The sequence below is a fragment of the Ensifer meliloti genome (assembly GCF_030064585.1).
GTDB classification, from domain to species: Bacteria; Pseudomonadota; Alphaproteobacteria; order Rhizobiales; family Rhizobiaceae; genus Sinorhizobium; species Sinorhizobium meliloti.
Map to the genome: position 1 here is coordinate 524,149 of NZ_CP120365.1, position 26,389 is coordinate 550,537.

29 protein-coding genes and 2 pseudogenes are annotated in these 26,389 nt (G+C 54.8%); 14 read left to right on the forward strand and 17 right to left on the reverse strand.

Features of this window, described 5'->3' with window-relative positions; translation table 11 throughout:
* Positions 1–283: 283 nt before the first annotated feature.
* Entirely contained in the window at positions 284–1,321 is a 1,038-nt protein-coding gene (locus PZL22_RS09590; RefSeq protein WP_003530927.1) for a calcium-binding protein, read from the forward strand.
* A gap of 335 nt (positions 1,322–1,656) precedes the next feature.
* On the opposite strand, the gene PZL22_RS09595 is transcribed toward PZL22_RS09590, so the two are convergent.
* From PZL22_RS09595 to PZL22_RS31590, 3 genes and pseudogenes are all read right to left on the reverse strand, one after another.
* Entirely contained in the window at positions 1,657–2,310 is a 654-nt protein-coding gene (locus PZL22_RS09595) for a tyrosine-type recombinase/integrase (protein ID WP_284718601.1), read from the reverse strand.
* Positions 2,311–2,381: 71 nt separating this feature from the next.
* Positions 2,382–2,705 (reverse strand): hypothetical protein, encoded by a 324-nt coding sequence (locus PZL22_RS09600; protein ID WP_284718602.1) that lies wholly within the window; start codon positions 2,703–2,705, stop codon positions 2,382–2,384.
* A 32-nt stretch (positions 2,706–2,737) separates the two neighbouring features.
* Positions 2,738–2,914 (reverse strand): annotated as a pseudogene (locus PZL22_RS31590) (helix-turn-helix domain-containing protein); the annotation flags it as partial.
* Between the two features lie 495 nt (positions 2,915–3,409).
* Between PZL22_RS31590 and PZL22_RS09605 the strand changes: the two are divergent.
* A pseudogene (locus PZL22_RS09605) lies at positions 3,410–3,830 on the forward strand (DDE-type integrase/transposase/recombinase); the annotation flags it as partial.
* A gap of 11 nt (positions 3,831–3,841) precedes the next feature.
* Here PZL22_RS09605 and PZL22_RS09610 read toward each other — a convergent pair.
* Positions 3,842–4,099, reverse strand: coding sequence for a helix-turn-helix domain-containing protein (locus PZL22_RS09610; RefSeq protein WP_284718603.1), 258 nt, complete (start codon positions 4,097–4,099; stop codon positions 3,842–3,844).
* Positions 4,100–4,399: 300 nt separating this feature from the next.
* The gene (locus PZL22_RS09615; RefSeq protein WP_284718604.1) at positions 4,400–4,870 is read right to left on the reverse strand and encodes a helix-turn-helix domain-containing protein; all 471 of its coding nucleotides are present in this window, start codon (positions 4,868–4,870) and stop codon (positions 4,400–4,402) included.
* A gap of 320 nt (positions 4,871–5,190) precedes the next feature.
* On the opposite strand from PZL22_RS09615, the gene PZL22_RS09620 reads away from it, so the two are divergent.
* A complete protein-coding gene (locus PZL22_RS09620; RefSeq protein ID WP_284718605.1) occupies positions 5,191–7,194 on the forward strand; it encodes an AAA family ATPase in 2,004 nt (667 codons plus the stop codon).
* A gap of 93 nt (positions 7,195–7,287) precedes the next feature.
* Positions 7,288–8,094, forward strand: coding sequence for a metallophosphoesterase (locus tag PZL22_RS09625; protein ID WP_284718606.1), 807 nt, complete (start codon positions 7,288–7,290; stop codon positions 8,092–8,094).
* 242 nt (positions 8,095–8,336) lie between these two features.
* Here PZL22_RS09625 and PZL22_RS09630 read toward each other — a convergent pair whose 3' ends face one another.
* From PZL22_RS09630 to PZL22_RS09680, 11 genes are all read right to left on the reverse strand, one after another.
* Positions 8,337–9,080, reverse strand: a complete 744-nt coding sequence (locus PZL22_RS09630) for a hypothetical protein (protein ID WP_284718607.1) — start codon at positions 9,078–9,080, stop codon at positions 8,337–8,339.
* 36 nt (positions 9,081–9,116) lie between these two features.
* Positions 9,117–9,602, reverse strand: coding sequence for a restriction endonuclease (locus tag PZL22_RS09635; RefSeq protein WP_284718608.1), 486 nt, complete (start codon positions 9,600–9,602; stop codon positions 9,117–9,119).
* 6 nt (positions 9,603–9,608) lie between these two features.
* Positions 9,609–10,040 (reverse strand): winged helix-turn-helix domain-containing protein, encoded by a 432-nt coding sequence (locus PZL22_RS09640; protein WP_284718609.1) that lies wholly within the window; start codon positions 10,038–10,040, stop codon positions 9,609–9,611.
* 496 nt (positions 10,041–10,536) lie between these two features.
* Positions 10,537–11,196, reverse strand: a complete 660-nt coding sequence (gene hxsA, locus PZL22_RS09645; RefSeq protein WP_284718610.1) for a His-Xaa-Ser repeat protein HxsA — start codon at positions 11,194–11,196, stop codon at positions 10,537–10,539.
* A complete protein-coding gene (gene hxsC, locus PZL22_RS09650; RefSeq protein ID WP_284718611.1) occupies positions 11,193–12,281 on the reverse strand; it encodes a His-Xaa-Ser system radical SAM maturase HxsC in 1,089 nt (362 codons plus the stop codon). The genes hxsA and hxsC overlap by 4 nt, the downstream gene beginning before the upstream one ends.
* Positions 12,278–13,687 (reverse strand): His-Xaa-Ser system radical SAM maturase HxsB, encoded by a 1,410-nt coding sequence (hxsB, locus tag PZL22_RS09655; protein ID WP_284718612.1) that lies wholly within the window; start codon positions 13,685–13,687, stop codon positions 12,278–12,280. Before hxsB ends, hxsC begins: the two co-directional genes overlap by 4 nt.
* Positions 13,684–13,953, reverse strand: coding sequence for a hypothetical protein (locus PZL22_RS09660; RefSeq protein WP_284718613.1), 270 nt, complete (start codon positions 13,951–13,953; stop codon positions 13,684–13,686). Before PZL22_RS09660 ends, hxsB begins: the two co-directional genes overlap by 4 nt.
* A gap of 225 nt (positions 13,954–14,178) precedes the next feature.
* Complete coding sequence (locus tag PZL22_RS09665; RefSeq protein WP_284718614.1) at positions 14,179–14,835, reverse strand: thermonuclease family protein; 657 nt, start codon at positions 14,833–14,835, stop codon at positions 14,179–14,181.
* A 101-nt stretch (positions 14,836–14,936) separates the two neighbouring features.
* Positions 14,937–15,290, reverse strand: a complete 354-nt coding sequence (locus PZL22_RS09670) for a hypothetical protein (protein WP_284718615.1) — start codon at positions 15,288–15,290, stop codon at positions 14,937–14,939.
* A 39-nt stretch (positions 15,291–15,329) separates the two neighbouring features.
* Positions 15,330–15,683, reverse strand: coding sequence for a hypothetical protein (locus tag PZL22_RS09675; protein ID WP_284718616.1), 354 nt, complete (start codon positions 15,681–15,683; stop codon positions 15,330–15,332).
* Between the two features lie 58 nt (positions 15,684–15,741).
* Complete coding sequence (locus tag PZL22_RS09680; RefSeq protein WP_284718617.1) at positions 15,742–16,908, reverse strand: hypothetical protein; 1,167 nt, start codon at positions 16,906–16,908, stop codon at positions 15,742–15,744.
* A gap of 152 nt (positions 16,909–17,060) precedes the next feature.
* Here PZL22_RS09680 and PZL22_RS31410 point away from each other — a divergent pair, with 152 nt between their 5' ends.
* The 4 genes from PZL22_RS31410 to PZL22_RS31595 all read left to right on the forward strand — a co-directional run bounded on the left by PZL22_RS31410 (position 17,061) and on the right by PZL22_RS31595 (position 19,061).
* Positions 17,061–17,153: a YHYH domain-containing protein gene (locus PZL22_RS31410; protein WP_223843467.1), complete on the forward strand. Its 93-nt coding sequence runs from the start codon at positions 17,061–17,063 to the stop codon at positions 17,151–17,153.
* Positions 17,153–17,428 carry a DUF5334 family protein gene (locus PZL22_RS09685; RefSeq protein WP_284718720.1) on the forward strand — a complete coding sequence of 92 codons (276 nt, stop codon included), beginning with the start codon at positions 17,153–17,155 and terminating at the stop codon, positions 17,426–17,428. Before PZL22_RS31410 ends, PZL22_RS09685 begins: the two co-directional genes overlap by 1 nt.
* Positions 17,429–17,701: 273 nt before the next feature.
* The gene (locus tag PZL22_RS09690; protein ID WP_284718618.1) at positions 17,702–18,385 is read left to right on the forward strand and encodes a hypothetical protein; all 684 of its coding nucleotides are present in this window, start codon (positions 17,702–17,704) and stop codon (positions 18,383–18,385) included.
* 388 nt (positions 18,386–18,773) lie between these two features.
* The gene (locus PZL22_RS31595; protein WP_411974196.1) at positions 18,774–19,061 is read left to right on the forward strand and encodes an HNH endonuclease; all 288 of its coding nucleotides are present in this window, start codon (positions 18,774–18,776) and stop codon (positions 19,059–19,061) included.
* 68 nt (positions 19,062–19,129) lie between these two features.
* On the opposite strand, the gene PZL22_RS09695 is transcribed toward PZL22_RS31595, so the two are convergent.
* Entirely contained in the window at positions 19,130–19,294 is a 165-nt protein-coding gene (locus PZL22_RS09695) for a hypothetical protein (RefSeq protein WP_284718619.1), read from the reverse strand.
* Between the two features lie 98 nt (positions 19,295–19,392).
* Between PZL22_RS09695 and PZL22_RS09700 the strand changes: the two genes are divergently transcribed.
* From PZL22_RS09700 to PZL22_RS09725, 6 genes are all read left to right on the forward strand, one after another.
* Positions 19,393–19,635, forward strand: coding sequence for a class I SAM-dependent methyltransferase (locus PZL22_RS09700; RefSeq protein ID WP_284718620.1), 243 nt, complete (start codon positions 19,393–19,395; stop codon positions 19,633–19,635).
* A gap of 503 nt (positions 19,636–20,138) precedes the next feature.
* Entirely contained in the window at positions 20,139–20,816 is a 678-nt protein-coding gene (locus tag PZL22_RS09705) for a vWA domain-containing protein (RefSeq protein ID WP_284718621.1), read from the forward strand.
* Between the two features lie 2 nt (positions 20,817–20,818).
* Entirely contained in the window at positions 20,819–21,586 is a 768-nt protein-coding gene (locus tag PZL22_RS09710) for a PP2C family serine/threonine-protein phosphatase (protein WP_284718622.1), read from the forward strand.
* Positions 21,583–23,724, forward strand: a complete 2,142-nt coding sequence (locus PZL22_RS09715; RefSeq protein WP_284718623.1) for a protein kinase domain-containing protein — start codon at positions 21,583–21,585, stop codon at positions 23,722–23,724. Before PZL22_RS09710 ends, PZL22_RS09715 begins: the two co-directional genes overlap by 4 nt.
* A 44-nt stretch (positions 23,725–23,768) precedes the next feature.
* Positions 23,769–24,575, forward strand: a complete 807-nt coding sequence (locus PZL22_RS09720) for a trypsin-like serine peptidase (protein ID WP_284718624.1) — start codon at positions 23,769–23,771, stop codon at positions 24,573–24,575.
* A gap of 192 nt (positions 24,576–24,767) precedes the next feature.
* Positions 24,768–25,256, forward strand: coding sequence for a hypothetical protein (locus PZL22_RS09725; protein WP_284718625.1), 489 nt, complete (start codon positions 24,768–24,770; stop codon positions 25,254–25,256).
* The last annotated feature ends 1,133 nt before the right edge of the window (positions 25,257–26,389 follow it).

A 26,389-nucleotide genomic window follows, 5' to 3' on the forward strand; every position in this document is an offset into this window, starting at 1 on the left:
TAACCTTGACGCGTTCGGAAGGACGCATCGCATTCCTCCTTTGGTGCGCCCCTAGCTAAGAAACGCTCCTGCTTAAGGAACGTTTCAGTCCAGCCTCGGCCCCGAATGTCGGGGGCGACGGGAAGAGTATCCCGAGCAATTTTGCCACCTTACCGTTTGGGAGGAATTGCCTGCCCTATGGACGATAAAATCACGAAAGCGCCGCAATCAGTTCACCGGCCATTCAGCTATGCTGATCGATGATCAGCCTGAGATTTCAATGGTTTTGGCGAAAGGTCGAGCAATGGCTACGCGCATCTACGGAACGAACTACGCCGACATCATCAAGCAGAACGGCTATATCGCGGTCGAGATCTACGCCTACGATGGCGACGACGACATCTACCTGAACCGGACTGACAGCTACGGCGGATACAATTTCGTCGATGCGGGCTACGGCAACGATCTCGTGGTGAACTCCTACGAAGGAGGCAACGACATCTATCTTGGTGGCGGCAACGACATCTATGTCGCCGACATTCGCGCACGCGATACCAGCTCCTACGACATTGTCTATGGCGGCAGCGGCAATGACCGTTTCGAGATCGAAGGCTATGCGAGCGATTATTACGGCGAAAGCGGTAACGACACCTTCTTCTCCGTCGGCTTCAACAACTACTTCAACGGCGGCACGGGCACCGACACTATCAGCTACCAGTTCCAGGATGATTGGAGCGCGGAGCGCGGCAAGGGCGTGACGATCGATCTCGGCTATAACTATGCGACTACCGGCAGCGGTCGGCGTGAGGACCTCATCAGCATTGAAAACGCCACCGGCACGAATTACGGCGATGATGATATAACCGGCAGCGCCGTAGCCAACACCCTGCGCGGGCTCGGCGGCCACGACATTATCGAGGGCCTCGGCGGTAATGATGTTCTCGACGGCGGCAGCGGCGACGACGACCTTTATGGTGGTTCCGGCGCCGACATCCTGCGCGGCGGCACCGGCTTCGACTACCTGGTCGGCGGAACCGGCACCGACAGTTTCGATTTCAACTCAATCAGCGAATCGGCCGTAGGCAGCCGGCGCGATGTGATCACCGATTTCCATCGGTCGGAATTCGACGTCATCGATCTTTCCACAATCGATGCGGACACGACCTGGAGCGGAAACCAGAGCTTCACCTATATCGGCGGGAATGCCTTCTCGGGCGAGGCTGGAGAGCTCAACTTCCGCTCCGGAATCATCTCTGGCGACGTCAATGGCGATGGCTACGCTGATTTCCAGGTAAGGGTGAACGGCGCCACGAGCCTCAGGGTCGACGATTTCTTCCTTTGACTGCGATCAAGTTTATCAGCCTAGAGCAGTCAACAGCAGGTATAGGCAATAAAAAGACCCGCCCGAATGAACCGACCCCCGAAGGTTGGACATCCACCGCTCGCAATGGCCGAGATCTACACGAAGGAAGCCGATAAGAAGCGCCTCGCAAAGGCGGCTTCGGAACGCCTAGCGAACAGAATGTAGGTCGCACCTTAAAAATAAGATCAATAACTTAGATGGTGGTTGGCGACCCCTGCAGGACTCGAACCTGCGACAACCTGCTTAGAAGGCAGTGACCCATTGTTTATCAAGCGGGGCGTCATGATATTGAAAAGTCGCCGAAAGTCCGGTGCTTACGCCTGGTCGCGAAAGAATGTTCGGGGATGATTCCGGGACTTGGCGCTGCGTTCGAGCGCAACGGCCACCTCCTCGTCCACCACGTGGGTGTACTTTGCTGTGGTAGTTATACTGGCGTGATTCAGAACCCGTTGCACGATTTTCAGGTTGTGAAACTGCCGATACAGCTTCGTCGCCCTGTCATGACGAATATCATGCAGACGGAGTCCTATGACTCCCGAGCGCAAAATATCCCGCCGCCATTGGGTTTTTACGCCGTGGTATGTGATTGGGTACCGTTTCCCGGCGATTCGCCCCTGATTGGTTCGCTGCGCGACAAAAGTGAACACGAATTCCGGATGATGGCCACGGCAGGCTTCGAGTAGTTCAGAAATCGACGGCGTAATGGGCGTCATAACTCGCGTATCGCCTTTACCCGGCGTCGTGATCTCACCCGCATCCCAATTGACGTCTGACCAACGGATAAGCGTTTCCTTGAGACGGCGGCCCGTCAAATGTAGAAACATATACCACCGTATGTAGTCTTCTCTGATGTTGCGGTCGAGGGCTTGCTGTTCGCCGTAAGAGAGCTCGCGGATGCGCTCCTTCGGCTCCCTCAGTATGTGCTCCTTCCAATGAGGTTCCTTGGGCAGATTGCAGCCCCACAGCAACTTAGCACGCCTGAATATAGCCTTAAGCGGAAGAAGAGTTTCCCTATTGATTGTCGCGTTCGACAATGTTTTCACTTGGGCATTTTTAAGTTTGGATTTTCCCCACCGGAACTGTTCGCGTTTGTACGCTCAAGTGACGAAAAGAAACTCTTATTGTTGGCCCGGTGCTTTCCCTTCTCCATCCAGTATCGCCCTACAGCGGTGTCGATTGTCATAGGTGCGTTTCCGGTCTTGCGGGCCTGCTCGGCATCTCGACGCGCCTGCTCTTTCAGCTGGCGCTCCACGGCTTCCGCGTCCCTTTTGTTCCGGGTCTTGGTAGTTCCGTGAAAGCGATTGCCGTCGATCTGGAAATCGTAGTGGTAGAAGGGGCTTGCTTTAGATTTATAGACAGACATGGCGGAATCTCCCTTGTCTGACGATTGGAGATGAACTCCGCGATTTGCGAAAGCGCGAAGCGGCGGTGCTTGCGAAGTCCAGTCCCGATGTTAACGCAGCCAATCTGGCCTTCGCGGACGTGGAGTAACAGCGTCTTCGTTGATATCGAAAGGCGCGCCGCCACTTGGGCGGTGGTCATCAGGCATTCGTCGGTTAAATAGACCAGCATCGGCGGTACTCCGTATTTGCGGACCGGCAAACAGCGGCCTGTTACTCACGCTACGGTCCGCTGCCGCATCACTACAGTATAAATGTACTTGTTGAAAATTATCAATACAAATAAACGATCACAAAATGGGTGGTTTTGTCAACATTTGGTCAGACATATAAATATTGTGTCTGAATTTTGCATCCTACCTCGAAAAGAACTTCTTTATATTTGCAAAAACTTCTTTGACATTCGCTTTAATTCCATGAGTACACGATTAATAATTCAAAATGTTCGAATTTTCCCACCAAAACAACGCGGATGTTTCTATCGCTAACTCCTTGCCTAGGGTGTTGATCACGTTCGCGTGAGTGACCGAGGTAATTGCGGTTCGTGTAGACCTGCAACACGGAAATTTGACATCACTGTCCAAGCGCTGACCCGCCACTGCGAATTTCCTCCGGGATGGATTAGTGTCCGGCCCAGTAAAGGACGGACGCATGAAGAAGCAGAGATTTACGGAAGAACGACTTGGCCAATGAGCGATGGCGCTTCGGTTATCGGCGGCTGTTCGTCCTGCTTCGGCGGGTTGGAGAGCCGTCCGGCATCAATCGCATCTACCGGCTCTATCGCGAGGAAGGTCTTTCCGTTCGCAAGCGGAAAAGCCAGGCGGCGTGCTGTCGGCACGCGTGCACCGATCCTGATTGCAGCGAAGGCCAATGCCCACTGGTCGCTGGACTTCGTGCATGACCAGTTTGCCTGCGGCAGACGCTTCCGCGTGCTCGACATTGTCGATGATGTGACGCGCGAATGCCTGGCAGCGATCCCGGACATATCCATCTCCGGTCGACGTGTCGCCCAAGAACTGACGACGCTGATCGAACGACCCGGCAAGCCAGGAATGATTCTCTCCGGCAACGGCACCGAACTGACGTCGGAGCGAAGGCCCTATATAATCACGCGATGAGGCTTGGTGCGCCAGCGAAGCCCCTCCCCGCTAACTTCGCCTTCCCCGAGAAATTCGATACCTGCCTTTTCAAGAGCGGCCTGAAGGCGCTCCACGTACTCTATCGCGATGCGCTTGTTCCCACTTTCAATCTTGTGCAGGGTGGGCGTGGAAATTCCCGCCAACTTTGACATCTGCTTTTGCTGCATCCCGAGCATCGTTCTGGCGGCCCTTAAAATCTCTGGCGAGGCTGTTGCCATGGCTAATCCTCTGATCGCCCATTGATCGTGTTAACCGGACGTACTCTTGCGACCGCTTAACTTGGGCCAGCTGCACCAGCTCCTGATTTCATCAACGGAAGCTTCCGTAATCGCACTACCGCGAATCCGTTATTTCTCCGCCGCCCCTTTGGTGTTCCCCATCGCACGCTCGCACCGTGATTTGCCGCAGCTAGAGTAAAGCCCACCCACTGCGGACGCCATCGGGCCGTCCTTTTCCGCAATCAACCGTTTCGGACCCTCTGGGCTTTGAGGACCCACCCAGACGAGGAATCAGCGAAACTACAGCTTCCTTTGAACTGCCTCCTCAGCAGGGTCCTCTCCGATCCTACCGGCTGGCGTCCGCCAACGAACCCCGGACCCTGTCGATGACGTCGCCTCGATGAACTCAATGCCTTGGGCTTGGTAGGCCTGCACAATAGCCTCGACAGATTCGAGAGTCGCGTTGTCCCCGCTGTCACGCGCGTTTTCGCCACGGGTTACTCCACGAGTTTCTAACTTGTGCACGGTGGGCCGAGACACGCCTGCTGCAGCAGCCAGCTGGCGCTGATTCCAACCGAGCAAAGCCCTGGCAGCGCGCAACATTTCTGCAGACGGAATAATGGCCATAAAGGCGAAAAACGCGCGGGAGAAAAAAATGTCAACATTATTCAAATTGAATACCATAGTTGACATTATGAACTTTAACGTATTCAAAATGAATTGTCCGAACGGCTCGGCTTTTTTGCATTTAACAGAATCACCGGAGGTCACATGCTCTCTCACCCTCTCGATCTAGCAATTTCAGCTCCTCAGGAGATGATCGAAATATATAGGCGTCTGGCTGACGACCTCGAACAGGTTGGCAGAGATGGACCCGCTTCAATAGCGCCTGACGTTTCCATTTCTGACTGGATGATCGCCAAGCGCGCGGTCCCAATTCTTCTGGGCACTGTCCTCGGACATCCTCAGGTGGAAGATGGGAAACCAGCGGCGACAACAGAAATTGTTTTCTGGGACGAGCATTGGCAGCTCGCGCGCACCCTTACTCGCTGGTACCGTCTCGGTCGCCCTCTCGTCGGAGGGCACTCCCAGTGAACTCTGATGCGGACCAGGAATTGCTCGACGAAGCGATCCAGCATCTTATGGACGCGACATCTAACCTCAGGGCAGTAATTTCCCGGACCCCGGGTAAGCTTAGTTGTCGGTCGGCCCCAACCGCTTTAGCCGCGAGCCCAAGGAAATTTCTGGCGTTCTGCGCCTTCGTCAGGCTTATGAGACAGCAGAAGGAGTTTTTCGCCGAAACGACATCGGTCCTCGTGATCACTGTGCCGCGTGATTGGCCTATCGACGACTTCGATTACGTTGCCGATCTTTGCTTGAAATCGGGCGACCGAGGCCTGTCGAAATTAAAGACCTTCTGTCACCCACCCCGGTCAAAAAGGGGAGCGTGGGACTTTAATCCAAGTGTCTATCTCGATGCTCAGAAGGTCATTGTATTCCTTCCGCGAGGCGCGGAAATGCATCCAGAATTCGAGATCAGTGCCGATACGGTCGTCAATCTTGAAATCCTTGATGATCGACATGTCGACAGCCTCGCACGGCAGCTGGATACCGGTCCGCTTTCGGCGGCGGAGAAGGAGCAACTGAGGCAACAGGACCCGGCATTCATCGATTCCATTTTCCGCAGAGGTCGGTCGGCCGCCTCTGCGCTCAGCAGACTTGAACGCCTTTTGACGAAACCATCAAAAGACCGAAAATTGGTCCCGCTCGCTTCATACGGTGAAGCCGGGAAATGGGGCCTCAAGTTCAGAAGTGATCTCCGACGATGGAGAGCAGGTCAGTTGGATTGGTCTGATCTCGATAAGGGCGTCCTTTTGTATGGCCCGCCCGGAACAGGAAAGACTTCTTTTGCGGCGTCACTCGCATTGGAATGTGGTGCGCATTTAGTCCCGACGTCCCTCTCCAAATGGCAGAGCGCCGGTCATTTGGGTGATTTGCTTAAAGCAATGAGGCAGGATTTCGCCGAAGCTCGCGACAGAGCCCCTTCGATTTTGCTGATCGACGAAATTGACAGTGTCGGGGATCGTCGCTCGTTTTCCGGCGATAACAAGCACTACTGCATCGAGGTCGTAAATGGCCTTCTGGAAGCCTTGGACGGCGCGGCCGGTCGCGAGGGCGTGGTCGTTGTCGCCTCGACGAATTTTCCTGAAGCCCTTGACCCAGCTCTTGTGCGCTCAGGACGCTTGGAAACACACGTCGAGATGAAGCGGCCAAATACAAACGAGCGTGCGCAAATCCTTCAGTTCTACCTGCCCGGGCTCGGTGCCCTAAAGGAACTCTATGAGGTTGCCCGGCAACTAAACGGGCAGACCGGAGCCGATCTGGAGCACCTGGCCCGCAAGGCAAAACAACTGGCACGTACTGAGAACCGCGAACCCAGGATCGAGGACCTCTGGGCTGTCGTGCCACAGCGGCCTTGTCTCGGTGATCATGATCGATGGCGAATTTGCATTCATGAGGCTGCTCATGCCGTATTGACCGAGCTTTCAGGACTAGGAAAAGTGACCTGCGTCGAGGTGTTCGACGATATAAATGACTGTGTTGAAACTTTCGACGCACTTGGCCGGACGTCGTCAGATTGCCCGGTCCCCGCTCTGAGGACCGAGCAGTGGTTCCGTTGGGACATTGCAATCAGTTTAGCCGGGATGGCCGGTGAAGAGCTTGTTTTTGGCAATCGCTCTACCACGTCGGGTGGCTCGCGGGGGAGCGATATAGCAAATGCTACCGAAACGGCTTCCCTTATGGCTGCGAAGTTTGGTCTGGGAAGGCGGCTTTCGGTTCTATCTCACGACCTTGATCGCCCGATTCACACGGTTCTTGAAAACGGACCCAGGCTTAGAACGGATGTCGATGACATCCTGGATACTGAATATTCGAGGGCAAAAGGCATCTTGGAATCGAACCTCAACACGATGATCACCCTCGCCCGAGCGCTAAAAGAAGAAAGACGACTCGAAGGTAAACGTCTGGAATACCTTCTGACTGGCCTCTACTCCACCGACGGCTCTTCGAACGCTGTTGGGAACACTGGCTAATCAAGCGGCGACAGCGCGGAAACCGTCGATGCCGACCATTGTGCGGCCGATGCCTAGTCCCTAGTCCTCCCCCTTTTATTCTAAGGAACACCCATGAAGGCTTGGATAGTCAGCGACATGCATGTCAACAATTCCGAACTCACGCGGCATGACCTCGAATTTCCCGACGCCGATATCTGCATCTGCGCCGGAGACGTTTCTGGTATCGTCGAGATGTCGATGGAGTTCCTTCTCCGAAACATTAGTCCCCGGATGCCGGTTGTCGTCGTCCTGGGTAACCACGAGTTCTATGGAGCGACTATCGACGCGGGTGTCAAAATCGCAAGGCGGATGACAAAGGGGACCTACGTCGCTGTACTTGAAAATGAGACCCTTATTCTCGGTAGAACGCGCATAGTTGGTGCGACACTCTGGACCGATTTTGAAATCGAGCACGGCGTCGAAAACGAACTTCCCCTCCTCGAACGGAAGGCCTACGCAATCAACGTGTGTAAGCGTTACATGATGGACTTTCTCGCCATCTTTGGGTCGGATTGGCCTCAACGCGGACCCGGGTTCCTGACTGCCAAGGAGTTAATCGAGCGCCACATGGAAAGTCGTACCTTCATCGCACGCGAACTCGCCGATCAATTCGATGGCCGCACTGTGGTCCTATCCCACCATGCACCACTACCTCGATCACTACACCCTGGTTTTAAGGGACATCCCAGCAATGGTGCATTCGCGTCCGACCTTTCTGCGCTGATCGCGCAGGGGAACCCCGATCTTTGGGTGCATGGTCATGTGCATCACTTCCTCGATTATCGAGAAGGCACAACACGAGTGATCTGCAACCCAAGGGGATATGAGCGCGAACGCCCTCACACCGGGTTTATCTCCGGTTTGGTGGTCGATATCTAATCTCGGGAGCCAAGCAGCCCAGACCTGAAACAATACTCCCTTAGAACGGCCGCGATTGCTCGGGCGTCGTCCATTGTCAACAAAAGATGCCGTTTCCTACAAGAACCATGTCCGATTACGGATGAAGCAGGGTCGATGGCATTCGGGCGTGTTGAAGCAAAGCTTGGCGGAAAGACCACGTTCTTATGCTGCAGCCTTGGCAGTTCAGGGCAATGCCCAAACCCGCGCCCTTCACCAAACCCTTAAAATCGGGCCTCCGGCTGGTATGCAATTTGTGCGACTACCTTGGTAGCATCGCCACGCCCGCCATATCTTCCGATGAGTTTCCCCTTTTCTTCCGCTGACAAGCCATCAATTCGGTGCATTTCCCACCGTTTATCAGGCGTTGGCTTCAATCGAAACGTGCGCCCATTTTTGCGACAATACCAGATCGACGCTTTTCCGATTTGCGTCCATCCGCAATCAGCTCCCGATAACAATCGCTGCTCCGCCTCCTGTCGCTCCTCTGCCCGCATACGCTTGTATCGTACTGCACGTTCGAGGCGAATGCGCTGTTGCTCCGCCTCGACGTACTCCGACAGCAGTCCGACTATTGCCGGAAGCTCAGTGCCCTCGGCTTTCTCCCTCGCGAATATAGCAAGGCAGCCATCTCTCAAATCTTCATCCGGATAGTTGGCGTACGGCTCCTCCTCGAACACCCGCAGCCTTTGGCCAACATCCGTCATCGTCAAAGGCGGACCGGGCAGCCCGTTGAGATACTCCCGCAACGTTTCAATGGGAATCCAGCATCCCACGGCTAACTTTAGTAGCGCCTCTCGGTCACTCGTCCATTTTTGCCAGACGCCATGCTCGCGGTCTAAGCACTTCACGATATCTCGCGATACCCGATCAAGAGAGTGCGGATCGCGGACGTGACGAAGAGAGGGACTCCGCACAAACTCACTCAGGATAGCCTTCACGGCCGAGACACGATCATCGCTTATCATGGGTCTTATGCCCGAGTAGGCCGTCAGGCACTTTCGCTACTCCTCGGCGAAAAAGTCCTCATCCAGCCGCTTGAATTCGACGACGCGGTAGCTGCGGACGCCCACATTATGCTCGATCAGTAGGTCTGCCAATTCTATCCCGTCAATCAGGATCACGCGCTGGGCTAGATGTTTAACGAAATCCTTAGCTGGTTGACTGAAAGTGGAGGTCGTAACGAACACGCCCTTGGTCGCCCCCAGGCCGACAAGGCTGCCGACGAACGCATTCACCTCCGGTCGGCCCACCTGGTTGCCAGGGCCGTATCGCTTGGCTTGGACATAGATACGATCCAGCCCAAGACGATCCTCGTTAATAACGCCGTCTACACCACCATCCCCGGAGCGACCCAGTTGCTCCGCCGCATTCTTATGCGAGCCGCCGTAGCCCATCGCCACTAGCAAATCGACAATCAGCTGTTCGAAAAAAGCCGGGCTGTTCTGGACGATACGTTCCAGCAATTCGCCACGCAATGCGGCGAGCAACGACGACTAGGCAGCGTCGATGCGCTCCTCCGGAGTGGTGGCTATGGAGGACAGTTCTGTCGTCTGAACTGCATCCTCTACCGAAGTGGCTTGCCCCTCATTGCGATAGAACTCGCGGAAGCCAGGGTCACGCATTAGCAGAGCAACGTCGATCCGAGCTAGATTAGTTGCCAGCAGTGTTTTACCTGCCTCGGTCGCGACGAACCGGCCCCGGGCTGGAGAAGCAATTAAACCGGCCTTCGACATGTAGAACTTTGCCCAATGTATGCGGTTGTGCAGTATTCTCTGCCGACCGCTTGGCAGCAGCTCCTCGCGCTCCTCGTTCGTCATGCCGAACTCATCGGCGATCCTATCGGCCACGTCTGCTACGCGCTTTTCGCCCTCGGCAGCAAGCCGAAGCACCGGCAGCATCAGGCGCTGGTAGTCGGGAATCGACATCAGTTCTCCGCTAAGACATTGAGCAGACGCTCGAATTCCGCATTGTGATCAGCGTTTTCTAGCGATTGGTGAAACGGCACACACCTGCAGGTTGCCGTAACCTGCTGCAGTTAATTGGCTCCAGCTGGCATCTCGTCGCTGCCCTGCTGCTTGCAGGAGGCGTAGTAATCTTTGGATGTTTCCGCGATGCCGACGTTTCTAGTTGGCCAACAACGCGGGGGTTTTGACCCTAGTTCGTTCTCCTCGGGAGTTGCCTGCGTCTTCGAAGAGTCTGAATTCTGCTCAGTAGCGCTCGCCGCCGTAACGTGTACCACGGTAATCAATACAGCTAAATAAGCGAAGCCGGTCATGTCGTCCCCTCTGCAGCGATTGGAAACTCTACACCTAGCAGGACCAGAATGTGCTTCGCAACCGTAAGGCGATATGCCGAGCGGCGGAAATCCGAAACGAAAAAGCAAGTCTCCAGCTGGAAAGAATGGGCCCGGTGGAACTTGAATTAGTATGCCCTAATATTCAGCGCATTGAGAACTTCTGGCGTAATTGTGCCTGTAACCTTAAGCCCGTAGTCTTCCTGCATTTTCGCCAAAGCGACCTTGGACTTGGGTCCAATTTTCCCATCGATTACACCTTCATAGTAGCCAAACAGGCTTAGCGCATTTTGAACTTGAATTACAATTTGCCGGAATTTCTCCGAATTTCCTGGAAGGACCTTTGGCCCCTCCGTTTGCGGGACTGGAGGGTAGTAGGTCGGATCGGAGTCGGCTGAACCTGGCGCAGGAAGCGCCTCAAAGGTGTTTGTTAGATTGTCCGGACTAACTGGTTGCGCCCGGTAGGTTGGCTGGGCTCGATAGGTCGGCTGGGCCGGTTGCGTCGGATAGATCGGTTGCGTCGGCACGACTGGTGGATTGTATCGGGGCAAAGTGACGTAACCGCCCCCACTCGATGATCGATGGCTGGAATGGCTTGAGTGTGAGCGGTGGCTGGAATGAGAACGATGCCCCGCGAGCGTAAAGACGTGATTGAGACGCAGGCGTTCGAAGATCGAAGCGGAGACTTCTTTCTTGGCGACCATTCCAGGCGCTGGCGCGGCGTCGGATTTTGACGGCAAGAATCCCGCCGCCAGGAAAGACGGTATGAGGAACAACCTGCTTTTCATATTGGCCCCAGCCTATTAAACCCCTCGCTGTGACTATACCACTCGAAAAAACCACCACAAGTAGCGCGAGCAGAGCAGCCATCACAGAAGTCGAGGTATTTTCTCTTCCAATCCGAGATCGTCGATGGGGCGAGCTGTCGGTAAGTCTCTGGCACTGAGCACTGCGGAAAATTATAGAGCGAGACGGCAATTCCCCGCGCGGAGGCTAGGTTAATCGCCGCCTTGAGCATTGTGAAATCGGCGGAGGTATCCTGGAACGTCTTGTGCCAGTTCATCCGGCCGAACCCGATCCGTTCGAGCTGCATCAGAGCCCACACCGAAATGAATGGGGTACGATGGACGACGTAGTTCGACAGGCTGCGGAGGTTGGCCCAATTCTGTTTCGTCACGACTGTGCGCAGTTCCACAGAAGCGCCTGCCCGCATAAGGAAGGAAAGACTTCGCTCCAGCCGGTTGAACGCTCCCGGTTTTCCCACGATTTCATCATGCAGGTCCGGATCAGACGCATAGAGAGGAATACCCCATAGCAGCCGTTCAAGTCCGATTTCATCCATACGTTGAAGGTCTTCGGTCACGAAATGCTGCGCATTGGTCAGAATGTGAAAGTTCAGGTCGGGTCGAGCTACAGTGGCCGACGCGAGAAAATCAAAAAGGCGATCTTTGTGTAGAAGCGGTTCGCCGCCGGATATTCCGATGTATGCGCCAAATGGGGCCAACTTGGCGGCGACGGCGAACTGGTCGAAGAGATCGATGTGATGCTTCTTGGGCGGCTGAGAGCACATCACGCAAAGCTGATCGCATTGCTCCGTGACCAACAGAGTATTGTGCTTCGATGAGGCGCGAACGAGCCGATGCGCACTTGCCTGCCCGGGAACGATCATCAACACGTCTCCGTCCAGTGGCATGTCTTCGCTGGCATGGACTCGAACGGAAAATCCGAGATATTCATACTCACGACAGTCTGCCTCTCTTCGAATGAGACAGGCATCGTGTTCAGAGGGGTCTGGCCGCTCGTGCTCGCACAATCGCAGCACCAATGGTTCGGCCAGAGGCAGTGGATCGACTTTCAGTCGGAGGTCGATCATTGATGCACCTTCGCCAGGGCGGGCTCGTACTCGCGCATGCCCGCCCATATCGCCAAAGACTTCTGGACCTTCGGATCGGCCGAATATATCAGCTCAAAAACCTTATCGAAGATGTACGTGTGCCTCTGGCAGAAATCCGTCAGATGTTTCGGCATGTCGATGCGTCCATAGCGAGACAGGTCGTCAACGAGGTCGATCCCGCAGAACGCTTGATAGGGACAGTGGACACAGTCGGGGTGAAAATTGTTCGCTGCCTCAGCGTTGAGGGTCGCGAGAGCAGTTCTGTCGAGACCTGTTCGCACGTTGCCCATCGAGAGGTCGAATTGGCCGACGCGCGTTACCATTCGAGCTTCGTCGGTGGGATAAAGTGCGCCGTCGTAGTCGATGACGAGATAGCTCTCTCCGAGAATGTTCGGATTCCGAAGATCGGCATGACCGTTGTGCCCGGCTCTCAAAACCCGCCGCAGGCAGTGGACGAAGTAGTATTCTTCGACGGGCTCGGCAGCAGTCCAGTTATAGTCAATGAGCGCGTCGACGAAGGCAGAGTGATAAGCGTTCCATTCAGTAGCCGAATCCTTGGCGGTAAATCGCTTACGCGCGAAACCCTGATAGTTCACGGGTCGCAGATAGATGGAGCGTAGGCCGAATGACGTGAAAGCCTCGATAACTGACATCGGCTCGGGCAGATTGCGGACATCGAGTGTCGGTAGCGCGGACACCTTCGCCGTCCCGAATTTATCAACCGCCTGCCGCAGGTTGCTCAGGAACTCCTGGGTTTTATCGGCGGTGATGGTGCGCTGACGCTCGTGGGTCTCCGAATTTGCGTCGAGCGACGTACTGATAAACGTATCCGGTGCCGATAAGAACGACCAAGCCTCATCACTAACGGCTTGAAGATTGGTGCAGATAACGAATTCCGTGTGCTCGAAACGTTGGCGACAGAAGTCTCGCACAGGTATCAGCATCTCCAGTTTCAAGAGCGGCTCGCCGCCTTGAAACTCGACTTTCAGCCTCTTGGTCGTAAGACCATCCAGAAATCGAAGAACAGCTTCCAATGTGGATTCTTCCCAATCGAAACCGGGCGTGTTCTCATTGACGCGGGAGACTTGACAGTAGCCGCACGCAAGATTGCAGCGAAGCGTCGGAACGAGGATGACATAGTCGAGTTCGTTCGGCGCATAGAGGCGGTTGGCCCAACGGTATGCAAATCCGGTGTACGCGAGATCATCGACCTCCCGGAAACTGTGCCCGTTCTCTTCGAGAAACCGTTTGTCACTGGGATTGAGCCGGTCTCCGACATAGCGTTGAAGAAACGCATTATCGGACTTGAAGAACCCGCCCGCATCGTCGGCGAACAACAATGTGCCGTCGTCAGAAGGTTTGAATTTCAGCGGAAAAACGGTCACCGGCCCATCACACCCTCGATAAGCGTTTTCCGGAGCGGCAGCGTCTCGGCGTAGATTTTTTGCCTGTAAAGAGCGAACTGGAGATCGCGGACCAGATCGCCCACATCATGGCGGGAGTCGGCGAAAAGAGAGATTACTTCCGGGCCGACCTCAATTTCGATGGATGGATGCAGATAAGAAAAGCGGCTTATCGCATCATTGACATGGGCCTGAAAATCAGGCCCAACAGCGACATCGCAACGATGTTTATCAGATCGATCCCCCATAACCAGCCTCCCACCCAGTAGCAAGCCACAACCTGTGCCAATGGGATTGTTCACGCAAGAGCTTTGATCGACGCAATCAGCAATATAAGTGCAGTCAACAGTTGCCTCTTATATTAGAGGCGAGGCTTCGACTGCTCGCTATCCCCCTGGTTGGGAGCCGGAAGCGATGAAATTTCGTCGACGGAATTCGCATCCGACATCGAAACGCTTCACTTTCGCACGGAGTTACCGCCCCCAATAGGGCGCGCGCCAACCGGCCTTGATTGCTTCCGCTTCGTCGCAGAACCAGCGTTCTCCTTCGTCGACATGGACTTTGGTCTTCTTGTACCAGGGCGACCAAGGCGTGTGGTAGATGTGGCCGTTTTCTGAAATGTTGCCCTTGATTGGACATCCATCAGGCGCTTCCTGCAGCCCGACCGTCCATTTTTCGGCGCGGTAGTCCCACGGGGTGGTCTGGTTGTCGGTAATCCAAATTCCGATGTGGCTGCTGTGTGCCTGGTCTTCCAGAGCGGCATAATCCGTGGAATATTTGCGAAACGCCCAAGCGTGACCGGTTGCTACCATCATGGCGTTGATGTCCTCGCTGCCGACCTTGCAGACGCCGATTGTCCTGCCGTAGCCATCCTGACCACGATCATCGCAGTCGACGGCTTTCTCCAGGACGAGTTCTTCGAGAGCTGAGATGGCAGCCTTGCCGCATTCCCAGGATTTGCCGTTCGGCTTGCTGCATTTTTGACCGGCTTCGGGAGCGTCAATCCCGTGCAGACGATAGACGATCCCATTCAGAACTATTGTGTCACCGTCGACCACTCGGGGAGATGACGCTGCCCAACCAGGGCTGCCAAGCAGCACGAAAAGGACCGCCACTGGAGCGTTCTGCATGCAACTTTCTCACTCTATCCTGATTCCTATGCGGACTTTTCAAACATCACCACACGCCTGGTTCGGATACCAGCCACCACTCTCCTTTCGGCCGTTGTCTCTTATGAGTTTCTATCTAACGGCGTATACTCGACGGTGGAATCATTTCTAATCTTTGCGGGCACCGCTTCATCGAGGACCCAGCCCTTTCCACGCCCCTCGCAAAGGCCGTAACCGGACTCCTTAAGAAACTCAGTCCACCAGTACGCCATCCAGACATCTTCGTATTTTTCGAATTCACCGCGTTCCCACAATATAACGGCGCGGAACTTTGATCTGACTTCCTCGGCAAAATCCACTGCCTCTGCTTTGCTCAGAAAGTAAACACTCGCCCCATAATCAGATGGATCATTCGAGTAAGTAACGCAATGGAAATGGATGCTCTCGTTAAATTCTCTGCTTCCATGGTTCGTCATTTACAGCCTCCGCATACTTTGGCGCAGTTCCCCTGCAAATTATTCCTCAGTCTCGTCCACTTCCAGTCCAAGCTCCTCATAGAGAGCATCGTGCTTGAGAGTGCCGGTTTTCTTGAACGCAGCCAGTTCTTTCTTGAGCAGTTCCGCCGCTTTGAGAACAGGTGCACCCTCCAGCGACGACGCAGCAAGCAAGCCATAGCCACCACGTTCCAAAGGATACATCTGGACCCCGAACTCAGCCGTCCAATCAGCGACACCATTTCGAAAGGCGGCTCGCAAGTGCTTACGCTTCGAGATGGTTTTCAGAGTGATATCGCTGATCCGTCCCCTGGTTTTTCCCGAACGCCTGAGCATTACAGCCAAAAGCAAGGCCGTGTCTTCCGTGTTCAACATCGCCAAAATCCCAAATCAAGATTTACTTCGATCCTGATATAGGATTTATCTGTCGCAATCAATCAGTTCTGGGCTGGGGCTGATCGAGGCTGTTCTTTATTTCATTGTAGCAAGCCTCGACCGGCCCGACGTCGCGCCTTCCCAAGGCAGTCCACTTCGAACCTTCAAACTGGAAGTGCTCGATGAAGCATTTCGATTGATCGTAATCTGCCCATTGGGCGGTCATCAGCTTACTGGTGAGCTGATATTTCAGGGTGAGATACATATTGTCCTCGCCCCCGCGCGGAAAATCCAACGGCTGCCCGGTTCGATTGTTGCCCACGATGACGAACGAGCATCCTGCGCCGCACCCGATCTGAATAACAGAATACTCACCGGCGAAGTTCGGCCCCTCCATCATCCCGTTTCGAATACGAGTGCGGAAGTTGTTGAACGCCTTGTCTCGCCCTTTGAAGTCAGGAAGTTTTGTCTTTCCGGTGAAGATATCAGTTACCGGGAACTGATCCGGTCGGATTACGTCGGGGTCGGCCTTAGATTCGGTAGTGGCCGATCCACTCTGGGCGGTTCCCCAAGTAATGGGAGCGTAGCCCGGGCCGTAGGTTTTCTTTGCACCCCAAATCGTGTCGACATAGTCCCGTTCTGCAAGAATGAGCGCGTTCAGCTTTGCTGCTGGCCCGATCTGATCAACTAGTTTCTCGTTCCCGTGCCTTGCCTGCAGCTCCGCAAGCGCGGCGGCCGAAATCGTCGTTACGAAAGTGGCGACCACTTCGCTTCCCGATATCTCATAGGAATTGAAGAGAGCCACACCTCCGTCCGGCATCATTGACACCCCTGATCTGGCATCAAACATCATGCCGTTGTGCCCGAAGTGCCGCCGGATATCGGCGAGCGATGTCTGACCGTACTTGAATCCCTCGAAATCGGAGAATGACCCTCCGGGCTCGCCGCCCCAATCCGTCTCCAGATAGACGATCTTGCCGGTGGAGCGAATGAAGGTTGCCGAAAGCTCGTTTCCGCCCGGAAGGAGAAACTTTACCACCGTGTGCGGGCCCAACGCTTGCGTAGCTGTGGGCTGAGTGCCTAGCTGATTGAGGGCTGCCCTGTCACTGCCAATCGCAACGCCCGACATCGACTGGGCCGTCGCGGGTGCCGATGCGCAAATAAGGCAAATAGCCCCAAGGATGAGGTTTCTTGACGCGACGTAGGGTTCGTCGATGAACAGCATTTCTGACACTCACAATTCACTACTAATTAAACCCATAGTTCAAAACACCTTGACGAAACAACCTCGTTGATGAAAGTTATGGTTGTTTCTAGGGGGAGGCTAACTTGCAGTTAAAGATTACGATTGCCGTGGCACTTGTTGTCTCGATGTTCATGGGCCTGGTTCAGGCGTACGCTCATAGTGGCGGAACAGATGAGAATGGTTGTCACAACGACCGAAAAAGAGGGGGCTACCATTGTCACTAGTGCGATGCGTCTCGTTTGCGGCCCTCTTTGTGCCGCTCGTCTTATCGAGTCCTGTATTCGCCTGGGATGGCGTTGATAGCAACACAGGTGACTCTGTCGAGATTGGCAAGGGCAACCTGGTTAGACCAGGCCAGAACATCGAAATCTACGACTGGGGCTCTGCTGAGTATCGGGACGTCGAAGTTCAGTCGATCCAGGACAGTGGCGGCTCGGTTGAGGTCGAAGTCTACGACAACGAGAGTGGTGAGTACCGCACTTTCGAAATGGAAGATTAGCAACCCAAGTGCCGCAGGGCGGCCACGCATCGATCTGGAACAACGCGCGACTGGTCCCTGTGGAAATCCGTAAGTTCGGCACGTGGGGTTTTCGGTCCAACCCCGCTACCGTTCTCCCACCGTACGACGTGTGAGCCTCACCGGATAGACGTTAACCATCTCGGCCCGGTCGAGTGGCCGAAACGGCACATCTCCCCCGCACTAGTTGGGCATCTTCCGTCGGAGCAACAATCGTCCGCAATTCTGCGTTGCCTTAATGTAGATACGATAAGAATGCACACATTTGTCCGGGATATCGATGTAATCATTGTGATCGGAACGCCTCTTAGTCTTAAATATAATCGACGTGAGGCGGAGAAGCGCTTTGCCCGGGTCTATACGACGGTCCCAGGCGACTTATGCATTTATTGCTGCATGCCGAATGATGGCAAATTCGACCACCAACCTCCGGTATATGTTCTTCACCGGTTTGCCAACGGCGGTCTCGTTACCAAGAAACAGATTCAAGAGCATTTCGGCCAGTGTAAGCTGGTCCCATGTTGCACGATTTGCAACATGGGACTTGGTGCCTACCATGGCTTGAGCGATACGGAGCGACGAGCGGAGATCGTTCACTGGTTTCTCGAAGATGAGCGATTTCCCGAAGACAGATTGGTACTCGCTCTCGGATTTCGGCTCATCGAGGAGCGATTACAGGGAAAGCGCGACCACGAGATTTACGAATTCCCAGGCGTTGGTCGCATCATTTATACGAATGCGTTGACCGGCCTTATTGAAGGCGACTTCCAGGGGCACGAGGATTTTCCAGATTGGTTGAGGCTTGCGCAATCGGAACTTGCAGTTTGGCTACGAGCAGCGCCCAAGCGCAAGGCTCGATATTTCCTCGACATGGCCAACTTAGAAAGCTACGAACTCTTGCCGCACGCCAGAAGCGATCCTCGCGGACAGTTCGAATGAATGTTTGGTGGGGATTAAGCTCGTGCGCCGCAACCTAGCGGTGACGCCTTGGGAGCGGTCGCGGTTGACAATCTGGCTAGCCCATCTACCTTGACATTGGTCGGAGGCAAGACGATTTGCTTGCTTGGGGTCGGTTGAAGACCCGTCAGCGTTGCGCAGATAGAGGCGCTCGTACCGTTCAAAGACTGCGGAGTGACGTCTCTAGGCGTCGTCTTGTGCGAGGAATAACCTCCCAACTGAGGGGCGGCTTTAACAGTCGCTGCACGTCCGCTTCAGCAATGAAGCAAAGGACGTGGCTCGTGAAATCAAAATCAAACTGCATACTACAGAATCTCAGACGCTTGGCGGCCGAACGCCAAGGGGGCTGTGCTACTATTGCGATCTGCCCATGTGGGAGACTGATCCGGAAATCTTCAGCGCACGCTTTCGAATATCAGCCCGAACAGCCTGGCGCTTTCGGTGCACTGCAGAGCATTTGGTGGCTCGATGTGACGGAGGGCGCGATGTCGAGGAGAACGTCGTCGCTGCCTGTCATTATTGCAACTGGACCAGGCACCGGACAACGCGGCCAAAAGATTCCGCATCCTACAAGGAACATGTCCGATCACGGATGAAACAAGGTCGATGGCACCGTATTGTGTTGAAGCCGAGTCCGGCGGAAACATCGCTTTCCTAAGCTGCAGCCATCGATAGGCTGCGATACTCTATAGCTGGCGTCGGGAACTTGCTCCAACGAAGCGCCTCTCATGGCAAGTTCGGCGGCGCGATGAATTGGTAGTAGGCCCACACCAGGATCAACCCCGCTATCACGGCAAGCCAGGTAAGCGCTTTCCGCTGCATTGGATTGATCGCGTTTGGCTCCTGCTTTGATTTCCGTCGTTTAAACTTAATAATGTTGTCGTCGCTCATGTGGTCTCTCTACTCAGCGGTGAACGTAATAGCACACTGTTGCTGGCTCGTTCGAAACAAATACATTGACAAAATCGTATCCCGAAAAGGAGCACAGAGTGACCCAGCAATCTGAAGCCGACGTCGCCGCCCGCTGGAACGACAATGCCGATCAATGGGCTCACGACGTCCGACACGGTTACGACACCTATCGAGACCTATTCACGCTCCCGGCTTTCCTGGCCTTCCTTCCCTCACTCAGCGGCTTGAACGTAATCGACTTCGGCTGCGGCGAAGCTTCCAATACGAGACAGTTCGCCGCAATGGGTGCCCGAATGACCGGCATCGAGAGCTTGGGTTGAAGGTGCCCCTGTTCGTGACGCTCGGCTCACCGCTAGCCCTTGAATCGATCAAGATGGCGAAGAAAGCCGCGAGCCGTGCCGTCCGGAATTGGTCGCTGGTACAATGGGCTCGATCTCGATGATCTTGTAACACTTGGAAAGCCTCTGACCGCGCAGACCTTCGCGAGTGGCATCGATAACAATTCGGACATTGACAACGGCGAAGACGCCCATTGGAATCAAGGGCTATTTAGGTGACCTGGCTGTGCGACGTGAGATATTTTCGGCCATCGGCTCAGGACACCTTTGGTTCACTTCGGACGTTGAAACAGCGATTTCACCGCCATCCGGAGCATTCTTCGGAGGTCACCCAGCGGGGCGCACAGTTGTGACCTCGCCGGACCTGTGGAGACGACTTCGGAACGTCCCTTCCGGAGAGTTAAGCAAGCTTTTTTGCTTGCAATATTGAAAGTCACCCGCCACAAAGTTGAGCGAATTGCGAAGTTCGGCTGGGGAGATTTTGAATGAATGAATTCGAGCAGCAACCCTTTGGCGACGCTGAATTTCTTGATAATCCGCAAAATCGATGCCCCTGCATCCTCTTGCTCGATGTGTCAGCATCGATGTCAGGGGCTCCGATAGAGGAACTTAACCAGGGGCTCCAGGCTTTTCAGGAGGAGCTGCAAGCCGATAGTCTGGCCGCGAAGAGGGTTGATGTCGCCCTTGTGACGTTCGGACCCGTTAAGACCGAGCTTGATTTCACTGGAGCTGCGAATTTCTTTGCGCCGCAGTTGACGACGCAAGGTAACACGCCCATGGGCAGTGCCATCGAAACTGCTCTAGAGATGCTCGCAGAGCGGAAGGCGCGATACCGTGCAAACGGGATCAATTTCTACAGACCGTGGGTGTTCCTGATTACCGATGGTGCCCCGACCGACAGTTGGCAGGCGGCTGCACAAAAGGTCCGTGAAGGTGAGGCTTCAAAGGCATTCAGTTTTTACGCAATCGGCGTCGAAAACGCGGACATGTCCATTCTTAGCCAGATTTCCGTACGACAGCCTTTGAAGCTCAAAGGGCTGCATTTCCGGGAATTCTTCCAGTGGTTGTCAAACTCGCTTGGTGCGATGGCTCGCTCCACCCCTGGAGAACAGTTCCCTCTTGAGAACCCGGCAGCACCTGATGGTTGGGCAGTTGCTGGCTGAACATGGCGCGATGGACCTTTGCGGCTGCCTCAGTCAGGGGTACGTCTCATGTCAAAGCAGGCACTCGGCTCCAGGACGCTCAAAGCAGTTTTGAGTGTGAGGGCCCCGGGGGCAATTCGGTCTTTTCCATCGTCGTATCCGACGGCGCTGGGTCCGCCAGCTTCGGAGGTCAGGGAGCCTCGTTGGTCTGCCGCGTTCTCAGCCAAAATGCCCGCAGGCATTTTGAACGCAGCCAACAGGTCCCCGATGATGCGACTATTTGGGACTGGATCGACGAGGTCCGGGATCGCATTCTTGTTGCCGCTGACCGACGGTTGCTCGATTCGAGGGATTTCGCTGCTACCCTGATCTTTGCGGTCGCCGGTTGTGGTCAACTGAAGATTTGCCACATTGGCGACGGTGCCGTCGTCGCGCGAGACGCGGTTTCCCATGAGTGGAGAACGCTCAGCGCTCCAGAGAACGGCGAATACGCATCGACGACGTATTTTGTCACCGACTCCCCTGCTCCGCGTTTGCGCATTTCGGCATATGAAGACCGCTACGATGCCCTTGCGGTCTTTACGGACGGCATCGAAGGATTGGTCTTGAACTCACAAACCGCATGTCCTCATCCTGCGTTCTTTCAGCCCATGATCGCTCCTTTGGAACGCGGCGAAATCGTCGGCCGAGACGCGGCGCTTTCATCTCAGTTGTCGCGCTTTCTCGACAGTGATCGTGTCAACGACCGCACTGATGACGATAAAACCCTGGTTTTGGCGCACCGGCGATGAAAACCGAAAAACTGTTCTCGGACCAACAGGAACTTGTGCTTGGAAGGAAAATCGCCCAGGGCGGCGAGGGCAAAGTTTTCGTTCTTGCAAACCGTCCAAACTACGCATTGAAGGCCTATCTTCCGTCGGTGGTCGCGAAACGGGAAAGCAAGATACGTGCGATGGTCGCCGCCGGGATTTCGGCGAAGGTGGGGAATGTCGCCTTTCCTGAGAAGATCGTGCTCGATGCTCAGGGGAATTTTGCTGGCTTCCTGATGAAACTTGTCAGCGAGCATCAGGAAATCCATGAACTTCAGACTCCTGTTTCGCGGCAGAAGCTCTTCCCTGCTGCCGACTACAAATTCATCGCCAGGGTGGCCGTAAATATCGCCCGTATCTTTGCGAATGTTCACGCTGCGGGATGTGTCGTGGGCGATATCAACCAACGCGGCATCCTGGTCGCTCAAAATGCAACTGTCGTCCTGATCGATGCGGACAGTTTTCAATTCTCCTCCGGGCAGAGCAGGTACCTCTGCGAAGTCGGCGTGCCCGAGTACACGCCCCCCGAACTTCAAGGATGGAATCTGAAGAATGTCGTTCGAACTCCGCAACATGATGCGTTTGGGTTAGCGGTCTGCATTTTCCAGTTGCTTTGCCTGGATCGACACCCGTTCGTCGGCCGTCCTAAGCATGGCAACGATCTCTCGACCGAGCAGGCAATCAAGGAGTATCGCTTTGCGTACTCGGCCCGCAACACCAACATGGAACCACCGCCTGGAACCCTTCGGCTAGACGATTTCCCCGAGAAAATCAGGAAGCTCTTCGAAGAGGCGTTTTCTCCGAACCACGTCAATAGCCGCCCTTCTCCAGCCGACTGGGTCACGGCTCTTGGAGAGATGGAACAGTCGCTTCGACCTTGCTCCGTAAACCGGCTTCATCATTACTCCAGGGCAGCCTCCGAATGCCCGTTGTGCAGAATGGAGAGGACTTATGGTCGACCGTTGTTCGTCAGCGACGCCGCTCACCCCGTTCACTTGCCGGGTGGACGTATTGACGATCAGACTGGTTTGGCTCTCGACCTGCAATCGTTCATGGCGTCGCTCAACAATACCGCGATTCCGGACACGATCTCGCTCACACTTCCGCCGAAACCCGCCCTTCCTCCCAGCGCTGCGGCGCTCGAATACAAGCGGCAGGAGCGCCTGACGCCGCTGTGGCGTCTCGCAGGTCTCGCTATTGCTGCGCTCTCTCTTGCTGGTTTCTCGCAACGAGGCTTCCCGGGTATCGTTATATTCATTGGACTGACCCTGGCCGCGTGGGTCTTTTTCCGTCAGCCCAAAGGCGATGTCGAAATTGATCTCCGATACTCCCAGCTTGGTGACAAAGTTAAAAAGCGAGGTATGGAGGTGCAGGCGGCCGCACCTATTGAGAGGGCAATTCATTTGAAGGCAGAGGCCTTCGGTCTGATTGACGATTATAAGAGGCTTTGTAATGCCTTTCAGAACGTGCGGAAGACCTACGACTCCAAAAGGCGGGAGCGCCAACTTGAGGACTATCTTTCGAACATTTCGATCCGTACCGGAAAGATCAAAGGGCTGAACTCGTCAAACCTCGCTGCTCTCAATTCCTACAACTTCTTTTCTGCTTTTGATGTCAAACGTAGGGACGTGCAGCAAGTTCACGGGATTGGGCCGGTAAAGAAGACGCAGATCATGACCTGGCTTAAAGGGGTCGAGCAGCGTTTTCAGTACAACCCCACCTATGACGACAAGGATCAGCGAAACATAGCCGCCGACAAGGCTACGATTATCTCCAAGCAGCAGGCAATCGATGAGAAGCTGCGGTCGGCGATAAAATCACTTCAGATGGAAATGGTGCGCTTTGAAGCCTGGAAGAATGCAACGGACCCGGAATTGGCTGCCTTGCTGCCGGATTTTTACCAGGCAGAAGCGGACATGAAACACATCGGGTGGGCGCTGCGCGGCGTAGAACAGATACCGCCCTATAAGGTTAGTTCACCTATTCCCGGAACGGTTCCTAAATGTCCCTATTGCAATCGCATGATGGTCAAGAGAACCGCACGCCAGGGCTCCAACCGAGGCGGACAATTCTGGGGGTGTACGAACTATCCCATGTGCACTGGCACAAGGAGCATCTAGGCAACGTCTCTTCTGCTTCCTGATTTGACGAATGGGTAAATTTCATGGCTAACCCTACGATACCCGAAGGCCACCCTGTGCCGACCGTACAGGCCGCTGCTGAACTTATGACTGGTGCATATGGGGATGCGTGCCGGGAGATTTTGAAGGGGTGCTGTTTTCCCGTTTTCTGGCACGAACAGAGTGAGCAAGGCTCCACGGTTCTTCACAGCGGAACAGTGACGGTCGTCCGAACGCAGACAAGGTTGTTTGGGATCACGGCAGCCCACGTCGTTTCCGGCTACATCAATGATCGGTTGTCAAAGAACGTAGCCCTCTTTTTCTATGAGAAACAAATGCCCGGCTTTCAGGTGATTGATAGTTCAGACAATCACCCCTCCTCTCGGTCGCTTGACGTGGCCACAATCGAATTGGACGAAGACGAACTGGCCCTCATCGGTAAGCCGATCATCCCACTGTCCTTCCCCTTTGGGGTTCCTGAGGAGGGTCGTGGAATAATGCTCGCAGGCTATCCCGGCATTGACAGAGTTCCGACCGCTGCTTTTGAACTCGATTTTGGTCTGTTTACAGCGCTCGGTGTCGCGAGAACCGTCACTCATGATCAAATTACCTGGGCGGTTAATCGAGAGGATTCTGCTCCCATTCGGTGCAATACGCTTCCGCCTTCTCACGATTTGGGTGGCATCAGTGGTGGTCCGCTGATCGGTTGGTTCGAAACGCCCGCACACATCGCGACATACAGGCTTTGCGCCATCATTTCGGAATCTCGGTCAGACATAGAGAATGTCGTAGCCAAGCGCGTTGACTGCATCGATCAGGACGGGAAAATCCATCCTCCCGGTATTTATTGAGCATTAGACGAGCTTGAGAGGAGGCGAACACGCATGAGGCGAAACGAACTTTGGGAGCGGCTACGTGTCCGACCAATCCGACAAACCCTATCGCGACGCTGTGGATGCCGAATTTGACGATGCTGGCAAGCGAAAAGCATAGCATCAATCCTTTGGTCCCAGGAGATGCTGCATCTGAGGATCATGCGCGAGGTGGGCGACTACGTTCTTTGCGAGGTGCGGGAAAAAGTAGCATCCGATTTCGAGGCAGCATCCGATGTCGATATCGAGATCGTTTTAGGAGCATGCTTGTACGAGCGCTTCACACCTTGGGGTGTTCGCCGCCCATCATGGCCCGAAAACTGCTTGGTCGCGTTGGAATCGCAAAAATACTTCTTCTGGGAGGTTGTATTTGGCGTAAAGTCACCTGATCCCAAAAAGATGAGTGCTGATGAGCGCCACTTTGGGAGCCCGGCACGAAAAAAGCTCGAAAAACTGTCCTCGACTGTTCCTGGCGGTCGTAAGACCAATTACTGGCCTTGGATGAAGACGCTCCCCGAGTCTTACTGGGGTCAGGAGTTCGCTGCCAGGCTGATCATGGAATCGCCGACATCTCAGGTGGATGGGCATCCGGAAATTCAGGAACTGGCCCGCCAATTTGTCGAGATGGCGGCTGTTGTGGACGGTTTGCTGGAGGAATAAACGAGGCGCAGGTCATCACGCCCACACGCTGCGCAGCCAATTTGGGGACGCGGGAAAAAACATCGCCATCTTTGACATCGATGCCGTGGACGTTGCGACCTGTGCTCCATACGAAGTTCAAGCGATTTCAATAGAGGCAAGGCAAATCGACAACGCTTGGTATAATCCAAAGCCCAAAACACCCCCTGTCTACGGTAAATGACTGACGTCTGCCCAGCCCGCGCCTTCCAGGGCCAAATTCGAAATCTGCCAAAGTCCGGGTCAGGTCGTTAAGACCGGGATGCGAGTGGCGCGGTGTTCGGTTGGCGTTTCTATGCAGCTAGGGCTCCAAGCGGCTCTTGCTGAAAAAATGGACTTTCCCGGCGCACGGAATCATTATCGAGGAGCATAATCGATGACGCTGAAGACCTATTATCGAATCGCAAAGAAGCAGCATCCGGTGGGGCATGTCTTCAGCGGGCAAGGTTCCTTTCCGTTAGCCGACAGATTTCCGCGAGTCGAAGAAATCCTTGAGGGTAGACGCCCCCGGACCTCACTTAGTCGCGGCGACAGCGTATACATGCGAGAGGTTCGAGACTTTGAGAACGTCGGCGTCACCTTCAATGACGGGTACGTTCATGAAGTAGTGCCCGACGCCGACGTGCAACGGCGCGACCTCTACTGGATTGGCGTCTTGCAGAGGCGATACATCGAGGACGAGAGATTTCGCGCAAACCTGGAACCGCTACTCAGCGACAATGAGGTGGCGGACCGATACTGGAGCGGAGCGGCTAGCCCGAAGACGAATTGGGAGTGGGTCGCAAGACGAGCCACAGTGATCGAGGTCGACTTAGATACGTCTCCAGTTAGACCCGGCCCTTCGCTACTGAATCTATTTGACTAGGTAGAATGTTGCTGCCTCGTCGGCTCCTCCCCCTCCATATTGCCACAACTCGACCCAGCAGGCAGCGCTCTCGTCTCGTCCGCGAGAGAGCGCTGCCTATCACCCTCCTCACGGAGCACCAAGAGCCGTCAGCTACGCTGCCCCTCGTCTCCTGTCGCCATCGCTGGGCGGCATGAACATGACGGTAACCGTCCTGGAGCCGCAACGGGGGCAGCGGAGACGGCTAGCAACCATAGACAAGGGAAAGTCC